The sequence below is a fragment of the Hydrogenophaga sp. genome, from assembly GCF_030158645.1.
Lineage (GTDB): Bacteria > Pseudomonadota > Gammaproteobacteria > Burkholderiales > Burkholderiaceae_C > Hydrogenophaga.
Window position 1 is genome coordinate 1 of sequence record NZ_JAOASO010000040.1, and the last position, 15,232, is coordinate 15,232.

General features: G+C 66.9%; 16 protein-coding genes. 4 read left to right on the forward strand and 12 right to left on the reverse strand.

Features of this window, described 5'->3' with window-relative positions:
- The 5 genes from ligA to Q1W68_RS04285 all read right to left on the reverse strand — a co-directional run.
- Window positions 1–238, reverse strand: a 238-nt coding sequence (gene ligA, locus Q1W68_RS04265; RefSeq protein ID WP_300715677.1) for a protocatechuate 4,5-dioxygenase subunit alpha, incomplete at its 3' end; no start/stop codon positions are given.
- 2 nt (window positions 239–240) lie between these two features.
- Window positions 241–1,173, reverse strand: coding sequence for an amidohydrolase family protein (locus tag Q1W68_RS04270; RefSeq protein WP_300648556.1), 933 nt, complete (start codon window positions 1,171–1,173; stop codon window positions 241–243).
- Window positions 1,174–1,312: 139 nt separating this feature from the next.
- The gene (gene ligK, locus Q1W68_RS04275; protein WP_300648554.1) at window positions 1,313–1,996 is read right to left on the reverse strand and encodes a 4-carboxy-4-hydroxy-2-oxoadipate aldolase/oxaloacetate decarboxylase; all 684 of its coding nucleotides are present in this window, start codon (window positions 1,994–1,996) and stop codon (window positions 1,313–1,315) included.
- Window position 1,997: 1 nt separating this feature from the next.
- Window positions 1,998–3,032: an amidohydrolase family protein gene (locus tag Q1W68_RS04280; RefSeq protein WP_300715679.1), complete on the reverse strand. Its 1,035-nt coding sequence runs from the start codon at window positions 3,030–3,032 to the stop codon at window positions 1,998–2,000.
- A 37-nt stretch (window positions 3,033–3,069) separates the two neighbouring features.
- Window positions 3,070–3,762 carry a substrate-binding domain-containing protein gene (locus Q1W68_RS04285; RefSeq protein WP_300658043.1) on the reverse strand — a complete coding sequence of 231 codons (693 nt, stop codon included), beginning with the start codon at window positions 3,760–3,762 and terminating at the stop codon, window positions 3,070–3,072.
- Window positions 3,763–3,921: 159 nt separating this feature from the next.
- Here Q1W68_RS04285 and Q1W68_RS04290 point away from each other — a divergent pair, with 159 nt between their 5' ends.
- Entirely contained in the window at window positions 3,922–4,809 is an 888-nt protein-coding gene (locus tag Q1W68_RS04290; protein WP_300648548.1) for a LysR substrate-binding domain-containing protein, read from the forward strand.
- A 30-nt stretch (window positions 4,810–4,839) separates the two neighbouring features.
- On the opposite strand, the gene Q1W68_RS04295 is transcribed toward Q1W68_RS04290, so the two are convergent.
- The 5 genes from Q1W68_RS04295 to Q1W68_RS04315 all read right to left on the reverse strand — a co-directional run bounded on the left by Q1W68_RS04295 (window position 4,840) and on the right by Q1W68_RS04315 (window position 10,068).
- Window positions 4,840–5,781: a tripartite tricarboxylate transporter substrate binding protein gene (locus Q1W68_RS04295; RefSeq protein WP_300648578.1), complete on the reverse strand. Its 942-nt coding sequence runs from the start codon at window positions 5,779–5,781 to the stop codon at window positions 4,840–4,842.
- 52 nt (window positions 5,782–5,833) lie between these two features.
- Window positions 5,834–7,150, reverse strand: a complete 1,317-nt coding sequence (locus Q1W68_RS04300; RefSeq protein WP_300648546.1) for a TRAP transporter large permease — start codon at window positions 7,148–7,150, stop codon at window positions 5,834–5,836.
- Window positions 7,147–7,623 (reverse strand): TRAP transporter small permease subunit, encoded by a 477-nt coding sequence (locus Q1W68_RS04305; protein WP_300648544.1) that lies wholly within the window; start codon window positions 7,621–7,623, stop codon window positions 7,147–7,149. Before Q1W68_RS04305 ends, Q1W68_RS04300 begins: the two co-directional genes overlap by 4 nt.
- Window positions 7,624–7,740: 117 nt before the next feature.
- Complete coding sequence (locus Q1W68_RS04310) at window positions 7,741–8,778, reverse strand: TRAP transporter substrate-binding protein (protein WP_300648543.1); 1,038 nt, start codon at window positions 8,776–8,778, stop codon at window positions 7,741–7,743.
- A 249-nt stretch (window positions 8,779–9,027) separates the two neighbouring features.
- Window positions 9,028–10,068, reverse strand: coding sequence for a TRAP transporter substrate-binding protein (locus Q1W68_RS04315; protein ID WP_300648541.1), 1,041 nt, complete (start codon window positions 10,066–10,068; stop codon window positions 9,028–9,030).
- 213 nt (window positions 10,069–10,281) lie between these two features.
- Between Q1W68_RS04315 and Q1W68_RS04320 the strand changes: the two genes are divergently transcribed.
- Window positions 10,282–10,872, forward strand: a complete 591-nt coding sequence (locus tag Q1W68_RS04320) for a 2-hydroxychromene-2-carboxylate isomerase (protein WP_300648539.1) — start codon at window positions 10,282–10,284, stop codon at window positions 10,870–10,872.
- A gap of 3 nt (window positions 10,873–10,875) precedes the next feature.
- Here Q1W68_RS04320 and Q1W68_RS04325 read toward each other — a convergent pair whose 3' ends face one another.
- Window positions 10,876–12,714 (reverse strand): AMP-binding protein, encoded by a 1,839-nt coding sequence (locus tag Q1W68_RS04325; protein ID WP_300648537.1) that lies wholly within the window; start codon window positions 12,712–12,714, stop codon window positions 10,876–10,878.
- Window positions 12,711–13,574, reverse strand: a complete 864-nt coding sequence (locus tag Q1W68_RS04330) for an amidohydrolase family protein (protein ID WP_300648535.1) — start codon at window positions 13,572–13,574, stop codon at window positions 12,711–12,713. Before Q1W68_RS04330 ends, Q1W68_RS04325 begins: the two co-directional genes overlap by 4 nt.
- Window positions 13,575–13,734: 160 nt before the next feature.
- Here Q1W68_RS04330 and Q1W68_RS04335 point away from each other — a divergent pair, with 160 nt between their 5' ends.
- Together Q1W68_RS04335 and Q1W68_RS04340 are read left to right on the forward strand one after the other, a co-directional pair.
- Complete coding sequence (locus Q1W68_RS04335; RefSeq protein ID WP_300648533.1) at window positions 13,735–14,523, forward strand: crotonase/enoyl-CoA hydratase family protein; 789 nt, start codon at window positions 13,735–13,737, stop codon at window positions 14,521–14,523.
- Window positions 14,524–14,528: 5 nt separating this feature from the next.
- Window positions 14,529–15,232: AMP-binding protein (locus Q1W68_RS04340; protein ID WP_300715681.1), on the forward strand; the 704-nt coding region annotated here is incomplete at its 3' end.

The following is a 15,232-nucleotide window of genomic DNA, read 5'->3' on the forward strand; positions in this document are numbered from 1 at the left end:
AGATGTTGCCGCCCAGGCGGATGCACCAGTTGAGGTCGCGCGCGAGCACGGCCTGCTTCTGCTCTTCCGTCATGGCCCATTCGTCGAGGTACGCGCGCTCGTCCTGCTTGAATCGCTCGCGGTTCTCGGCCTTCATCAGGCTCATGCAGAACTGGTTGAGCCAGTAGCCCTTGCGGCTTTGCTCGGCATCGAAGATGGTCGTGCCGGGCACGTCCAGATAAGGTTTGTCGAGTGCCATGATCAAACTTCCTCAGGCCAGTAAAGCTTCATCGGATTGGTGACGAGCAACTTCTGCTGCGCCTCGACCGTGGGCGCGATCTGCGGAATGAAGTCCACCAGCAGGCCGTCGTCGGGCATGTGGTCCTTCAGGTTGGGGTGCGGCCAGTCGGTGCCCCAGAGCACGCGGTCGGGGAATTCTTCAACGACCTTGCGGGCGAACGGCACCACGTCCTGGTAGGCGGCCTGCTCGCCGTTCAAGGCCTTGGGGCCGGTCACGGAAAGCCGCTCCGGGCAACTCACCTTGCTCCACACATTGGGGTGCTGGCGCATGAACTTGAGGAACAGCTCGAACTCGGGGCCGTCCACCGGCTTGCTCACATCGGGGCGGCCCATGTGGTCCACCACCACGGTGGTCGGCAGCGCGGTGAAGAAGTCCCACAGCTCGGGCAGGTCCACCGCTTCAAAGTAGATCACCACGTGCCAGCCCAGCTTCTGGATGCGCGCCGCGATCTCCATCAGCTCGTCCTTGGGCGTGAAGTCCACCAGGCGCTTGACGAAGTTGAACCGCACGCCGCGCACGCCAGCCGCATGCAGGGCCTGCAGTTCGTCGTCGGAGACGCCGCGCTTGACCGTGGCCACGCCACGCGCCTTGCCATCGCTGTGCACCAACGCATCAACCAGCGCGCGGTTGTCCGCCCCGTGGCAGGTGGCCTGCACCACCACGTTGCGCGCAAAACCGAGGTGGTCACGCAGGGCAAACAGCTGCGCCTTGCTGGCGTCGCACGGCGTGTACTTGCGCTCGGGCGCGTAGGGAAACTCGGCGCCAGGACCGAACACGTGGCAGTGCGCGTCCACCGCACCGGCAGGCAACGGGAAACGCGGCTGGCTCGGACCTGCATACCAATCCAGCCAGCCGGCGGTTTTGGTGAAATCACCCGAGGTGGGTTTGCTCATGAAGGGCCTTCAAGAATGAAACAGATCGAACACCAACGAGGTGGCGAAGAGGGTTGGGCGGCGGGGCGATTTGCTGGCCGAAGGACTGATGAGCCCCGCCGCCCAACCCTCTTCGCCACCGGACCCAGCCGGAGAAAAATCAGTCGATGTACCGAAGGCCAGCCTTCTCAAGCGGCTCCCGCATCTTGTACATGTCCAGCCCCAGCACCCCGCTGGCCAGCTTGGCGCGCTTCTCACCCTCGAAACTCTCGCGGTGTTGCGCAGCCTCCAGCGTGGTCACCGCGCGCGCGGCGGGCACGCACACCACACCATCGTCGTCCGCCACGATCACGTCACCCGGCGTCACCAGCATGCCGGCGCACACAACCGGAATGTTCACCGAGCCCAGTGTCGCCTTGATCGTGCCCTTGCTGCTGATCGCCTTGCTCCACACCGGGAAGCCCATGCGCTGCAGCTCCTTCACGTCACGCACACCGCCATCGATGATCAACGCACGCGCGCCACGCGCCTGGAACGACGTGGCCAGCAGATCGCCAAAAAAGCCATCGGTGCATTCGGCAGTGACCGTGGCCACCACGATGTCGCCTGGCTGAATCTGTTCGGCCACCACATGCATCATCCAGTTGTCACCCGGCTGCAGCAGCACCGTGACCGCCGTGCCGCTCACCTGGCAGCCCGGATAGATCGGGCGCATGTAGGGCTTGAGCAGACCCACGCGCCCCATGGCCTCGTGCACCGTGGCCGAGCCCAGCGCGGCCAGGCCGTCGGCGGCTGCGCGGTCGGCGCGCTTGATGTTGCGGTAGACAACGCCCAGTTCGTACATGTCAGATCCCCTTCGCCTTCAGGCGTGAATCGAGTCGGGAAAACACCCGGCGCACGTTGCCCTCGTAAATCTGGTGCTTGTCGTCCGCACTGAGGATCTTCGACGCTTCGATGTAGCGCTTGGTGTCGTCGTAGTAATTGCCCGTGGTCGGATCGATGCCACGCACCGCGCCGATCATCTCGCTGGCGAACAGCACGTTCTTCACCGGGATCACGGTGTTGAGCAGGTCGATGCCGGGCTGGTGGTAGACGCAGGTGTCGAAGAACACGTTGCCCATGACGTGCGTGTCCAGCAGCGGCTTCTTCATTTCCTGCGCCAGACCGCGGAACCGGCCCCAGTGGTAAGGCACTGCGCCGCCGCCGTGCGGGATCAGGAACTTCAGCGTGGGGAAATCCTTGAACAGATCGCCCTGGATCAGCTGCATGAAAGCCGTGGTGTCGGCGTTGAGGTAGTGCGCGCCGGTGGTGTGGAAGCAGGCGTTGCAGCTGGTGCTCACGTGGATCATGGCCGGCAGGTCGTGCTCCACCATCTTCTCGTAGATGGGGTACCAGTGCTTGTCGGTCAGCGGCGGGCTGGTCCAGTGGCCGCCCGACGGGTCGGGGTTGAGGTTGATGCCGACTGCGCCGTATTCCTTGACGCACTTCTCCAGTTCGGGGATGCAGGTGGCCGGATCAACGCCAGGGCTCTGCGGCAGCATGGCCACCGGCACGAAATGGTCGGGGAACAGCTCGCTCACGCGGAAGCAGAGTTCGTTGCAGATGGCGGCCCAGGTGCTCGACACGTTGAAGTCGCCGATGTGGTGCGCCATGAAACTCGCACGTGGGCTGAACAGCGTGATGTCGCTGCCGCGCTCCTTCATCAGCTTGAGCTGGTTGGTCTCGATGGATTCGCGCAACTCGTCGTCGCTGATCTTCAGATCGGCGACTTTGGGCATGGCAGCGGGGTCTTTGATGCCGGCGATCTGCGCGTTGCGCCAGTTCTCCAGCGCCTTGGGCGCCGTGGTGTAGTGACCGTGGCAATCGATGATGAGGCTCATGTTCTCTCCTGGGTTTCTTGTTCTGCCCTGAACGGGTTCACGCGGGCTCCATGCCCTGTCGCCGCTTGGCGTCGGCCGCCGCGGGCGCCGTCATGTGGGCGAGCATGGCGCGCACCACGCCGGCCTGTGGGGTGTGCACGGGGATGCCGGCGGAAAACGTGGTGGTGATCTGGATCGCGGGCGGCAAGGGGCCGGCCACGGTGATGCCGGCCACACCGAGCAATTCACTGAGCTGCTGGAAACCCAGCTCCACCTCACCGCGAGCGACCAGCGAAGCCACGGGCACACCGGGCGGCGCCTGCACGGTGCGGCCCCGGATCTGGTCGGTGATGCCCCAGCGCTCGAACAGTCTGGCCAGCGCCACGCCGCTCGGGCCGGTGGAGTAGCTGATGCTGCGCGCCGCCAGCACGGCACTGCGCACCGCGTCTTCCGAACCCAGGTCGGGCAGGGGCGCGCCTTCGCGCACCGCCGCGGCCACACCGGAGCGCACCAGATCGACGCGGCTGCCCGGTTGCAGGTGGCCTGCGGCGATCAGCTTGTCGATCGCGTCGGACGCCAGGATCACCACGTCGAAGGCCTCGCCGGCCTGCACGCGTTTGGCCGCGTCCACGCCACCCACCGATTCGATGGCCACCGACGCGTCGCTCACCGCTTCGAAGCCCGCCACCAACTCGGCCAGCACCTGCCGCGTGGCCATGGACGAAATGCCCTGAAGGCGGGTCTTGGGCATGGATGGGGTGGACGGTTGGGACATGGTGTTCAGGCCGGAACGCTGGATTGTGGCCTTTGCCCACGGGTGAGAAAAGTCACATGGCCGGCTAGCAGCTAGAACGAAATTACATAACTATGATCAAGCCTTGTTTCCACCTTCCGTTCGATCGCCAGCCCCATGGACCTCAAGCAACTCGAATACTTTGTGCGCGTGGCCGAGCTCGGCAGTTTCACCCGGGCCTCGATGGCGCTGAACGTGGCGCAACCCGCGCTTTCGCGCCAGGTGCGCCTGCTCGAAGTGGAGCTGCGGCAGAACCTGCTGGTGCGCAACGGGCGCGGTGCCACGCCCACCGAAGCCGGCAAACTGCTGCTGGCACACGGCCGCGGCATCCTGCACCAGGTGGAGCGGGCGCGCGAAGAGCTGGGGCGGGTGCGCGGCGCGCTCGCCGGGCGCGTGGCCATCGGCCTGCCGCCGAGCCTGGCGCGGGTGCTCACCGTGCCGCTCACGCGCGCCTTCCGCGCACAATTGCCCGAGGCCAGCCTGTCCATCAGCGAAGCGCTGTCGGTCACCATGCTGGAGTGGTTGACCACGGGGCGGCTGGACATCGCGGTGCTCTACAACGCACAACCCGCCGCCGAGATCGACATCCACCCCCTGCGCGACGAAGAGCTGCTGCTGGTGGAGCCGCGCCCGCCGGGCCTGAGCGAAGACCCGCCCACGGCCATAGGCCTGCGCGAAGTGGCGGAGTTGCCGCTGGTGATTCCCAGCCGGCCCAACGCGATCCGCATGCAGGTGGAAACCGAGATGGCCAACATCGGCTGCCGGCCCACGGTGGCACTCGAGATCGACGGCGTCTCCGCCATCCTCGATCTGGTGGCCGACGGCGCGGGCGCCGCCCTGCTTTCGCGCAACGCGGTGTCCAGCTCGATCCGGCCTTCGGCCTACCGCATCCGCAGCGTCACCCCGCCGCTGAAAACGCGCCTGTGCCTGGCGACCAGCTCCCAACGCCCGGCCACGCTGACCCAACTGAAAACACTGGAGTTGATCCGCCAGGTGCTGGGCTGACCCCCGGCCGCGCTGCACCGCAGGGGTTGTTCACTGCTTCTGGATGCCGGCGCGTTCAATCACGCTGCGCCAGCGGCGGATGTCGGATGCCAGCAGCGCGGCGGTCTGTTCGGGGGTCGACGAACGGGCGTCGATGTTGAGGCCGCGCAGTTGCTCGCGCACACCCGGGTCGGCCAGCGCGGCGGCGATGTCGCGCTGCAGGCGCTCCACCACCGCGCGCGGTGTCTTCGACGGCACGGCCAGGGCGTTCCACGACGAGGCCACGAAATCCTTCACGCCCGCTTCCACCGCGGTGGGCACGTCGGGCAGCTCGATGGAGCGCTTCTCGCCGGTCACGGCCAGCGCCCGCAAGGCGCCACCCCGGATCTGCGTGAGCAGGGGCGCGAGGATCTCGACCGCCACGTCCACCTGCTGGCCGCGGATCGCACCGATCAGGGCGGGTGTTCCGTTGAAGGGCACGACCTGGGCCTCGATGCCGGCGCTGCTCTTGAACAGCTCGGCCGCCAGGTGCTGCGTGCTGCCGATGTTGATGCTGCCCACGTTGAGCCGGCCGGGATGGGCCTTGCCGAAGGCCACCAACGCACCCAGCGTCTTGTGGGGCGAGCTGGCGGGCACCACCACGGCGATGTCGAAATGGCCGAGCGTGGACACCGGCGTGAAGTCCTTCACCGTGTCGAACGGCAGGCTCTTGAAGAGCCCGGCGGTGACCGCGGTGCCGTTGGACATGAGGAACAGGGTGTGACCGTCGGGCTCGGCACGCGCCACCGTGTCGGCGGCCACCACACCCCCGGCACCGGGCCGGTTCTCGATGACCACCGACTGCCCCAGCAGCTCGGCGAGTTTCCGGGCCACGGTGCGCGCGGTGAGATCGCCCACACCGCCAGCAGCGAACGGCACGACGATGCGCAGGCTTCTGGACGGAAAGGCGCTCTGGGCGCGCACCGGTTGGCATGCCAGAGCGGGCAGAAACAACGCCGCACCCAGCAGGGTGCGGCGGGTGGGGATTCGGTGCTCAGGTGCCAAGCTATCCGACGAACTGGACCAGCCACAAGGAGATGCCCGGAAAGCTCAGCAGCAGCACGGTGCGGAACACGTCGCTGACGAGGAAGGGCATGACGCCCTTGTAGCTCTCGCCGATGGGCACGTCCTTGGCCAGGCCGTTGACCACGTACACGTTGAGGCCCACGGGCGGTGCCAGCAGACCAAAGCCCACCGTCATGAGCACCATGATGCCGAACCAGATCGCCACCGATTCCGCCGGCATGCCGAAGTCCAGCCCCATGACCACAGGGAAGAAGATCGGGATGGTCAGCAAGATCATGGAGAGCTCGTCCATGACGGCGCCCAGCACCACGTAAAACAACATGATGCCGGCCACCACCATCACCGGCGACACATCCAGGCCCTGCACCAGCTCGGCCAGCTGGGCCGGCACCTGGGTCAGCGCCAGCGAGGTGTTCATCATGTCCGCGCCGATGAAGATCAGGAAGATCATGGCGCTGGCAGCGGCGGTGGAATAAAAGCACTGGCGGATCTTGGCCAGCGTGAGTTCGCGCTTGAGCAGCGCGGCCACAAAGGTCGCCGCAGCCCCCACGCCCGCACCCTCGGTGGGTGTGAACAGGCCGCCGTAGATGCCACCGAACACGATCAGGAACACGATGGCGATCGGCGCCACGCCCAGGAAGGCTTCCATGGTCAGCTGGGCCTGGTCTTCGTGCTCAGGCGCGTGGCCGGGCACCAGCCGCACATAGACGGCAATCGCGATCATGTAACCGAGCATCGCGATCACGCCCGGCACCATGGCCGCGGCAAAGAGCTTGGCGATGTTCTGCTCGGTCAGGATGGCGTAGATCACCAGCGGCACCGACGGCGGGATCAGGATGCCGAGGGTGCCGCCAGCGGCCAGCGTGCCCGTGGCCAGACGCCCCGAATACCCATGGCGCTTCATCTCGGGCAGCGCCACCGAGGTGATGGTGGCCGCCGTGGCCACCGACGAACCGCAGATGGCACCAAACCCAGCGCTGGCCAACACGGCGGCCATGGCCAGCCCGCCCTTGAAGCGCGAAGTGACCACGCTGGCGAACTGGAACAGCGCCTTGGAGATGCCGCCCTGCGTGGCGAAGTTGCCCATCAGGATGAACAGCGGAATGACGGACAGGTCGTAGCTGGCGAAGCGCGCGAAGGCGGCGCCGTTGAGGTTGTTGAAAAACGGTGGCCAGCCGACCTGGAAGATGTAGCCGAAACAGCCGGAGAAAAACATGGCGATCGCGATCGGCACGCGAATGGCCATCAGGCCCAGCATGGTGGCGAAGATCATCCCCGCCAGTGACAAAGAACTCATTCGCCCTGCTCCGAAAAATTGCCAAAGATGGTCTGCGTCCAGGCAATCACGCCGGTGAGGATCAGGGGCGGCACCATGAACGCATAGACGATCCACTCGGGGAAGCCCAGCATCATGGAGGTGGTTTGTGAGTCGTAGGCGCTCAGGCCACCCACGGCGGTGCGCCAGGCCAGCAGCAGCATCGCGCCACCCAGCAGGAAACTGCCGAAGCGGTCGAGCTGCGCGTTGGTGCGGTCGGACAGCCTGGCGGTGAAGAAGTCCACCACGATGTTTTCGCGCTTGAGCTGGCACCAGGGGAGAAACAGGGCCACCGCTGCGCCCGCCGTCACGGCGGTGAGCTCGTAGTCACCGACCAGCGTGACACCGATGGTGTTGCGCCCGATGAGACTGACGCAGGTGATCAGGGTGATCACGGTCAGCAGCACGCCCGCCAGGATCGCGCTGGCCCGGGCCAGCAAGGACAGTAGCTTCAATTTTTCACCTTCAACAAAAGAGAAACCGGCTGCCATCCGCCCACAACGGCAATGGAGAGCCGGTCTTGCGGGCCCGGCGCGGGTTGCGCGCGGGCCGGCCGGAATTATCGCTGCGCCTTACTTCTGGTTCTTCGCAATCAGGGCGCGGGCTTCCGACACCAGCTTGGCGCCGTCGATGTTCTTGCCCTTCATCTCGTTGATCCAGTCGGTCTCCACGGTGGCGGCGGTGCGCCTCCAGCGCTGGGTCTCGGCCACGTCGAGCGCCACGATGTTGTTCCCCGCCTTCTCGGCGATCGCGCGGCCGGCCTTGTCACCGTCGTCCATCGCGCGGCCGAACATGGCGGCGGTCTCGATGCCCGAGTTTTTGTCGATCACGGCCTTGAGGTCGGGCGGCAGCTTGTCGTAAGACGCCTTGTTCATCGAGAACGCGAAGGTCTGCGTGTACAGGCCTTCCTTGCCGGCAAAGGTGGTGTGGTTCTTCACCAGCTCGCTCACTTTCAGCGCGGGGGTCACCTCCCAGGGGATGGTGGTGCCGTCGATCGTGCCCTTGGAGAGCGCGTCGGTCACCGCCGGCACGGGCATGCCCACGGGTGTGGCACCCAGCTTGGTCAGCATGTTGCTGATGATGCGCGAGCCGCCACGCACCTTCATGCCGCGCAGGCTCTCCAGGCCGACCACGGGGGCCTTGGTGTGAAACAGGCCCGGGCCATGGGTGTGCACGGCGATCAGCTTGACGTCCTTGAATTCGTCGGCGGCGAATTTCTCCACGTACTCCTGGATGGCACGCGACGACTGCTCGGCCGAACCGCTCATGAAGGGCAGCTCGAACACCTCGGTCTTGTTGAACCGGCCGGGCGTGTAGCCCAGCACCGTCCAGCTCAGGTCCACCACACCATCGCGGGCCTGGTCGAACAGCTGGGGCGGCGCCCCGCCGAGCTGCATGGCGTGGAACAACTGGACCTTGATCTTGCCGCCCGACTCGGCTTCGACCTTCTGCGCCCAGGGGATCAGCGCCTTGGCCGGAATGGTGGCCTGCTGCGGCAGGAACTGGTGCAGGCGCAAGGTCACGGTCTGTGCCTGGGCGGGACCGGCCAGGGAAAGCGCTGCGAGGGCGCCCGCGGCCAGCAGCGTGGTGCGGCGTTTCAGAAAGCTCATGGTGTGTCTCCAGCTGGGGGGTGGGTGGGCCCGGGTGACGGCTGGCGTCTGCGTGACGTCTCACCGGCCCCGGATCGTTGCTGCATTCGAACACCCGAACTGTGCATGGGCCAGAGAGTTAACGCCAGTGTATGAAGAGACTTTCAGATATGCCGTTATTTTATGAAACCACCCTGGGCCCGACCGTCCTTCGCGCATGAAAAAGGCCGCTCAAGGAGAGCGGCCTCTGGCGGGCAGCGTCGGTTGGATTTACGGGCTGTGCCGCGCGATGAGGGCACGGGCCTCGGACACCAGCTTGGCGCCGTCGATGTTCTTGCCCTGCACTTCCTTCACCCAGTCGGCCTCCACCGCCATCGCAGCGGTCTGCCAGCGCTTCGTTTCAGCAGCGTCCAGCTTCACGATGCTGTTGCCCGCTTTTTTGGCGACGTCCATGCCCGCCTTGTCGCCGTCGTCCATCGCACGGCCGAAAAAGGCGGCGGTCTCCACGCCCGCGTTCTTGTCGATCACGGCCTTCAGGTCGGCCGGCAGCTTGTCGTAGCTGGCGCGGTTCATCACCAGCGCGAAGGTCTGGGTGAACAGGCCGGTGGGGCCCGCGAACGTGGTGTGGTTCTTCACCAGCTCGGCAATCTTGAGCGACGGGGTCACCTCCCAGGGAATGGTGGTGCCGGCGATCGTGCCCTTGGTCAGCGCGTCGGTCACGGCCGGCACCGGCATGCCCACCGGCGTGGCGCCGAGTTTGGCCAGCATGTTGCTGATCACGCGCGAACCGCCGCGCACCTTCATGCCGCGCAGGCTCTCCAGGCCGGTCACCGGCTCCTTGGTGTGGAACAGGCCCGGACCATGGGTGTGGGCGGCCAGCAGTTTCACGTCCTTGAACTCGTCGGCGGCGAACTTCTCCACGTACTCATGAAAGGCGCGCGAGGCCGGTTCGGCCTGGCCGCTCATGAAGGGCAGTTCAAACACCTCGGACTTGTTGAAGCGGCCCGGGGTGTAGCCCAGCACCGTCCAGGTCAGGTCCACCACACCGTTGCGGGCCTGGTCGAACAGCTGCGGCGGCGTGCCGCCCATGGACATCGAATGGAACAGCTGCACCTTGATGCGGCCACCGGATTCGGCCTCGATCTTCCTGGCCCACGGCGCGATGGCGCGCGCGGGGATGGTGGCCGACGGTGGCAGAAACTGGTGCAGGCGCAGGGTCACGGTCTGCTGGGCCAGGGCGCTGCCCGCCAGGGTGGTCGCGCCCAGCGCGGCCAAGGCCGCGATCGCGTTGCGGCGTCGTAGAAGGGTCATGGAGAAGCTCCTGTGATGCGGGGAAAGGGAAACGGGCGGCGGACCCGCGTGGGCCGCGCCAGGACAGGTGTCACGTCAGACACAAGGACCACACTGTGCCGCCGCGCACGGCTGTTCGCCAGCCCCTGTGGCCACTTGCTGCTATCGCATGTCGGCATGAAACTTCCGCGCCGCCATCCGATCCCGCACGGCCCCGGCCGATAACATGCACGCATGAAACCCGCGCTCGCCTTCCACTTCGATTTCATCTCGCCGTTCGGTTACTTCGCCTCATTGCGTATCGATGAGCTCGCCGCGCGGCACGGGCGCGCGGTGGAATGGCACCCCATGTTGCTGGGTGTCTCGGTGATGAAGGTCATGGGCCTCAAACCCTTGCTCGACACGCCGCTCAAAGGCCCCTACACCGAGCGCGATGTGCTGCGCTACGCGCTGGAACACAACGTGCCGATGCAGCGCCAACCGCGGGACCCGGTGATGAACCCGCTGGCCAGTGCCCGGGCGCTCGCGTGGGTGAACCGCCACCAGCCGCAGCGCGCGGCCGAGGTGGTACACGCCATCTACGGCGCGTACTGGGGCCAGGGGCAGGACCTCTCCACACCCGAGGCCTTGGCGCCGGTGGTGGGTGATGAGGTGGCACAAGCCGCCGCCAGCGACGAAGCCGCCGCACTGCTGCGCGCCGAGGTCGACGCTGCGCTGCAGGCCGGCGTGTTCGGCTCACCCACCGTGGTGGTGGACGGCGAGCCGTTCTGGGGCATCGACAAGTTCGAGCAGATCGACCGCTGGCTCACCCGCGGGGGTTGGTGAGCCTCAGGCGAAGCGCACTTCGACCGGCACCGCAATCGCCGCCAGAGCGGCACGCAACCGCTTCGACAGGTCTTCATCGGCCGCACCACCGAGCGTGATGAGCGCGCGCTGGCGGCCACCCTCGTCGCGGGCCTCCACACGCACCGGCCGCTCCGGAGCCAGCCCCTGCGCAATCTCGGTCAACCGGATCTCGATCGCGCGCAGCCGCAGCGTGGGCTTGAACACCTTGCCGATGGCGGTGAGCGGCAGTGCATCCACCACCACCACACGCTTCGGCACGGCCGGCCGTTCGTAGACCTGCGGCGCCACCTCGCGCAAGAGCGCGTCGGCGTCCAGCCCCACCCCGGCGCGCAGCACCACAAAGGCCACCGGCACCTCGCCCGCGTAGGCATCGGGCTCGGCCACCACGGCGCACTGCAGCACCGCCGGGTGGGCCATGAAGGCGTCTTCCACCAGACCGGGGTCGATGTTGTGCGAGCCGCGGATGATCACGTCTTTCGCGCGGCCGGTGATGTGGATGCGCCCCGCGTCGTCGAGGTGCCCGAGATCGCCGGTGACGATCCAGCCGTGCTCGAACAGCCCGGCGTTGCGCTTTGCATCGAGGTAACCCGGGCTCATGTGCGGGCCGCGCAGCACCAGCACACCGGTCTCGCCCGCAGCACAACGTTCGTCCAGCCGGGCTTGGCCATCGCGCCACGGCACGGCATGCACCTCGGTGTACGGCAAGCGCAGACCGGCCGAGCCGGGCGTGCGCGGACCCAGCAGCGGCTCGATGCTCACCAGCCCGGCGCACTCGGTCATGCCCAGGATGTTGCGCACGGGAATGCCGGTGGCGGACTCGAAACGCTGCGCCAGCTCGGCCGGCAGCGGGGAGCCGCCGGTGAAGGCTGCGCGCACGCCCGCGATGTTCGCATTCACCGGTACACCCAGCAGGCTCGCCAGCACCGTGGGCACACAGGCCAGGTGCGTCACGCGCTCGCGCTCGCAGAAGCGCCAGTAGGCCTTCACAAAACCGGTGTTGCGCATGCCGCTGAGCGTGGGCAGCACCTGCCGCGCGCCGATGGCCAGCAGCGCCAGGCCGTACACAAAGGCGCCGGCCACATGGAACAACGGAAAGCCGTTGACCTCCACCGCCGTCTCGTCCATGTCGTAGAAGGCGTGCGCGAACCAGGCCGTGTGTGCCTCGTTGCCCGCGGTGTGCTGCGCGAGCTTGGGCGCGCCGGTGGTGCCGCCGGTGTGAAACAGCGCCACCACCCGGTCGGGGTTCAGGTCGGGTTCGAACGTGAGGCGGTCGGGCTGCGCGGCCATGAGGTCCTGCAGCGAGGGCGTGCCGGGCACCGCCTCGTTCACGGTGATGGGCACCAGGGTGGTGGTGGTGTGCAACGCCTGCACGGCCAAGGCCGTGGGCCACACCGCCAGTTCAGCGTTGGGCCCCAGAGCCACCAGCACCTGGGCACCCGAGGCCTGCAGGAGGGCTGCGATGTGGTCGGGTTGCAGCAAAAAGTTGATCGGGCACACACGGCCCGCCAGCTGCGCGCCCCACAGCACGGCGTGCGCCTCGGGCGTGTTGGGCACGAGCATGGCCACGGTGTCTGCCGCATGCACACCGAGCGCGCGAAAGGCATTGGCCGCGCGGTGGATGTGGGCCAGCAGCTCACGGAAAGTGACACGCTGCGGCGCTGTGTCGAGCGACGCGTCGGGCAGAAAGGTGAACGCTTCGCGGTCGGGGAAGCGTTCGGCCGTGGCACGGATGAGTTCGTACGGCGTGCGGTGAGGCGCCGCGTGGGCCAGCGGCGCACGCTCCAGCGCCTCGATGTCGGCGAGCGATGCGAACGCGTTCATGACAAGCCGAGCAAACGCACCGCGTTGCCCTTCAGGATGCCGGGCATCACCTCGGGCTTGAAGCCCGCCACCTCGAAGTCCTTCATCCAGCGCTCGGGTGTGATGAGTGGAAAGTCGCTGCCGAACAGGACGCGGTCTTTCAGCAGCGTGTTGGCGTACTGCACCAGCTGTTTGGGAAAGTACTTCGGGCTCCAGCCGCTCAGGTCGATCCACACATTGGGCTTGTGCGTGGCCACGCTGAGTGCTTCGTCCTGCCACGGAAAACTGGGGTGCGCCATGACGATCTGCATGTCGGGGAAATCGATCGCCACGTCGTCCAGGTGCATGGGGTTGCTGTACTCCAGCCGCAGGCCACCACCGCAGCGCATGCCCGAGCCAATGCCGCTGTGCCCGGTGTGGAAGATCGCGGGCAGCTGGTGCGCGTTGATCACCTCGTAGATCGGCCAGGCCATCTTGTCGTGGGGGTGGTAGCCCTGCACCGTGGGGTGGAACTTGAAGCCCTTGATGCCCTCCTCCTGGATGAGCCGCTCGGCCTCGCGCGCACCCATCTTGCCCTTGTGCGGGTCGATGCTGGCGAAGGCCACCATCATGTCGCTGTTCTCGCGCGCGGCCTGCGCGATCTCTTCGTTCGGGATGCGCCGCCGGCCCAGTTGCGACTCGCTGTCCACGGTGAACATCACCAGGCCGAGCTTGCGTTCGCGGTAGTAGGCCACCGTCTCGGCAATCGTCGGCCGGCGGTCGCTGCCGAAGAACTTGTCGGCTGCGCGGTCGTACTCCTCGCCGTAGTGGTCGAAGGGGTTGCGGCAACTCACTTCGGCGTGCGTGTGGATGTCGATCGCGATGAGGTTCTGGTGGTCCATCGATGGCTCTCTCGGTGCGGTTGAGCGACCGGCCCAACCTAGGGAAAACACGGGGGTTGGGCGGACGGCTTTGGCTTGTTTTGGTTATTGTTTATAACCATAATCAGCCCTCGATTCAAGCGCAAAAACCCCGAACCAGCGGCCGCCGCCGACACCCGACATGCCCATCCATTCCACCGACATCAGCCTGAGCCTGCAGGGCGCATCCAGCGAAATCGCGGTCATCACGCTCAACCGCCCCGCCAAGCGCAACGCACTCAACGACGGCCTGATCCTGGCCATCCGCGACATGTTCCAGGCCATGCCGCACGGCGTGCGCGCCGCCGTCATCCACGGCAGCGGCGACCACTTCTGCGCCGGCCTCGATCTGTCCGAACTCAGCGAGCGCGACGCCGGCCAGGGCCTGCACCACTCGCGCATGTGGCACAGCGCGCTGGAGTGCGTGCAGTACGGTCCGGTGCCGGTGGTGGCGGCACTCCACGGCGCGGTGGTGGGTGGCGGCCTGGAGCTGGCCAGCACCTGCCACATCCGCGTGGCCGACGAGTCCGCCTTCTTCGCGCTGCCCGAAGGCTCGCGCGGCATCTTCGTGGGCGGCGGTGGTTCGGTGCGCATTCCGCGCCTGATCGGTGCCGCGCGCATGGCCGACATGATGTTCACCGGCCGCGTCTACAAAGCGCCCGAAGCCGAGCGCGTGGGCCTCACGCAGTACCTGGTGCCCCAGGGCACAGCGCTGGAAAAGGCCATGGAGCTGGCCGCCCGCATCGCACAGAACGCACCGCTGACCAACTACGCGCTGATGCACGCGCTGCCGCGCATCGCCGAACAACCGGCCGACCAGGGCTACCTCACCGAAGCCATGATGGCCGCCATCGCACAGAGCGACCCCGAAGCGAAAAACCGCGTGCGCGCTTTCCTGGAAGGCCGCGCCGCGAAAGTCAGCAAGGACTGAGCGCCATGAGCCAGAACCCGACCATGGCCCGCTACCGCCCCCTGAAGTTCGGCGTCACGCGAGCCACCCTGCGCGACGGTGCCCAGGGCACGCACTACCTGCGCGCCAACCAGGACCTGCCACCCTTCCCCGATCGCATCACCGACCGGCTGGTGCACTGGGCCAAGACGCGCCCCGACCAGACCGTGTTCGCGCGCCGCAGCAAGAACGCCGACGGCAGCACCGGCGACTGGCGCCACATCACGTTCGCGCAGGCACTCGACGCCGCGCGCCGCATCGGCCAGGGGCTGCTCAACCGCGGTCTCTCGGCCGATCGGCCGGTGCTGATCCTGAGCGAGAACGATCTCGAGCACGCGCTGCTCGCGCTGGGCTGCGTCTACGCCGGCATCGCCTATTGCCCCACCTCGCCCGCCTATTCGCTGGTGAGCCAGGACTTCGACAAGCTGCACCACGTGGTGAAGACGCTCACGCCCGGCCTGGTGTTCGCCAGCGACGCGGGCCGCTACAGCCGCGCCATGCTGGCCACGCTGGGCGAGGACGTGGAGCTGGTGACCACCGAAGGCTCCGTGCCCGGCCGCGCCACCACGCCATTCACCGCGCTGCTGGCCACCGAGCCCACGCCCGCGGTGGATGCCGCCATGGCCGCCACCGGAGCGGACACCATCGTCAAGTTCCTCTTCACCTCGGGCTCGACCAAGATGCCCAAGGC

Coding starts and splice junctions, on each gene's coding strand:
- Q1W68_RS04300 (WP_300648546.1), bottom strand. CDS start 7,150: ATGAGTTCTTTGTCACTGGCGGGGATGATCTTCGCCACCATGCTGGGC.
- Q1W68_RS04315 (WP_300648541.1), bottom strand. CDS start 10,068: ATGACCCTTCTACGACGCCGCAACGCGATCGCGGCCTTGGCCGCGCTG.
- Q1W68_RS04270 (WP_300648556.1), bottom strand. CDS start 1,173: ATGAGCAAACCCACCTCGGGTGATTTCACCAAAACCGCCGGCTGGCTG.
- ligK (WP_300648554.1), bottom strand. CDS start 1,996: ATGTACGAACTGGGCGTTGTCTACCGCAACATCAAGCGCGCCGACCGC.
- Q1W68_RS04290 (WP_300648548.1), top strand. CDS start 3,922: ATGGACCTCAAGCAACTCGAATACTTTGTGCGCGTGGCCGAGCTCGGC.
- Q1W68_RS04325 (WP_300648537.1), bottom strand. CDS start 12,714: ATGAACGCGTTCGCATCGCTCGCCGACATCGAGGCGCTGGAGCGTGCG.
- Q1W68_RS04280 (WP_300715679.1), bottom strand. CDS start 3,032: ATGAGCCTCATCATCGATTGCCACGGTCACTACACCACGGCGCCCAAG.
- Q1W68_RS04335 (WP_300648533.1), top strand. CDS start 13,735: ATGCCCATCCATTCCACCGACATCAGCCTGAGCCTGCAGGGCGCATCC.
- Q1W68_RS04330 (WP_300648535.1), bottom strand. CDS start 13,574: ATGGACCACCAGAACCTCATCGCGATCGACATCCACACGCACGCCGAA.
- Q1W68_RS04310 (WP_300648543.1), bottom strand. CDS start 8,778: ATGAGCTTTCTGAAACGCCGCACCACGCTGCTGGCCGCGGGCGCCCTC.
- Q1W68_RS04285 (WP_300658043.1), bottom strand. CDS start 3,762: ATGCCCAAGACCCGCCTTCAGGGCATTTCGTCCATGGCCACGCGGCAG.
- Q1W68_RS04320 (WP_300648539.1), top strand. CDS start 10,282: ATGAAACCCGCGCTCGCCTTCCACTTCGATTTCATCTCGCCGTTCGGT.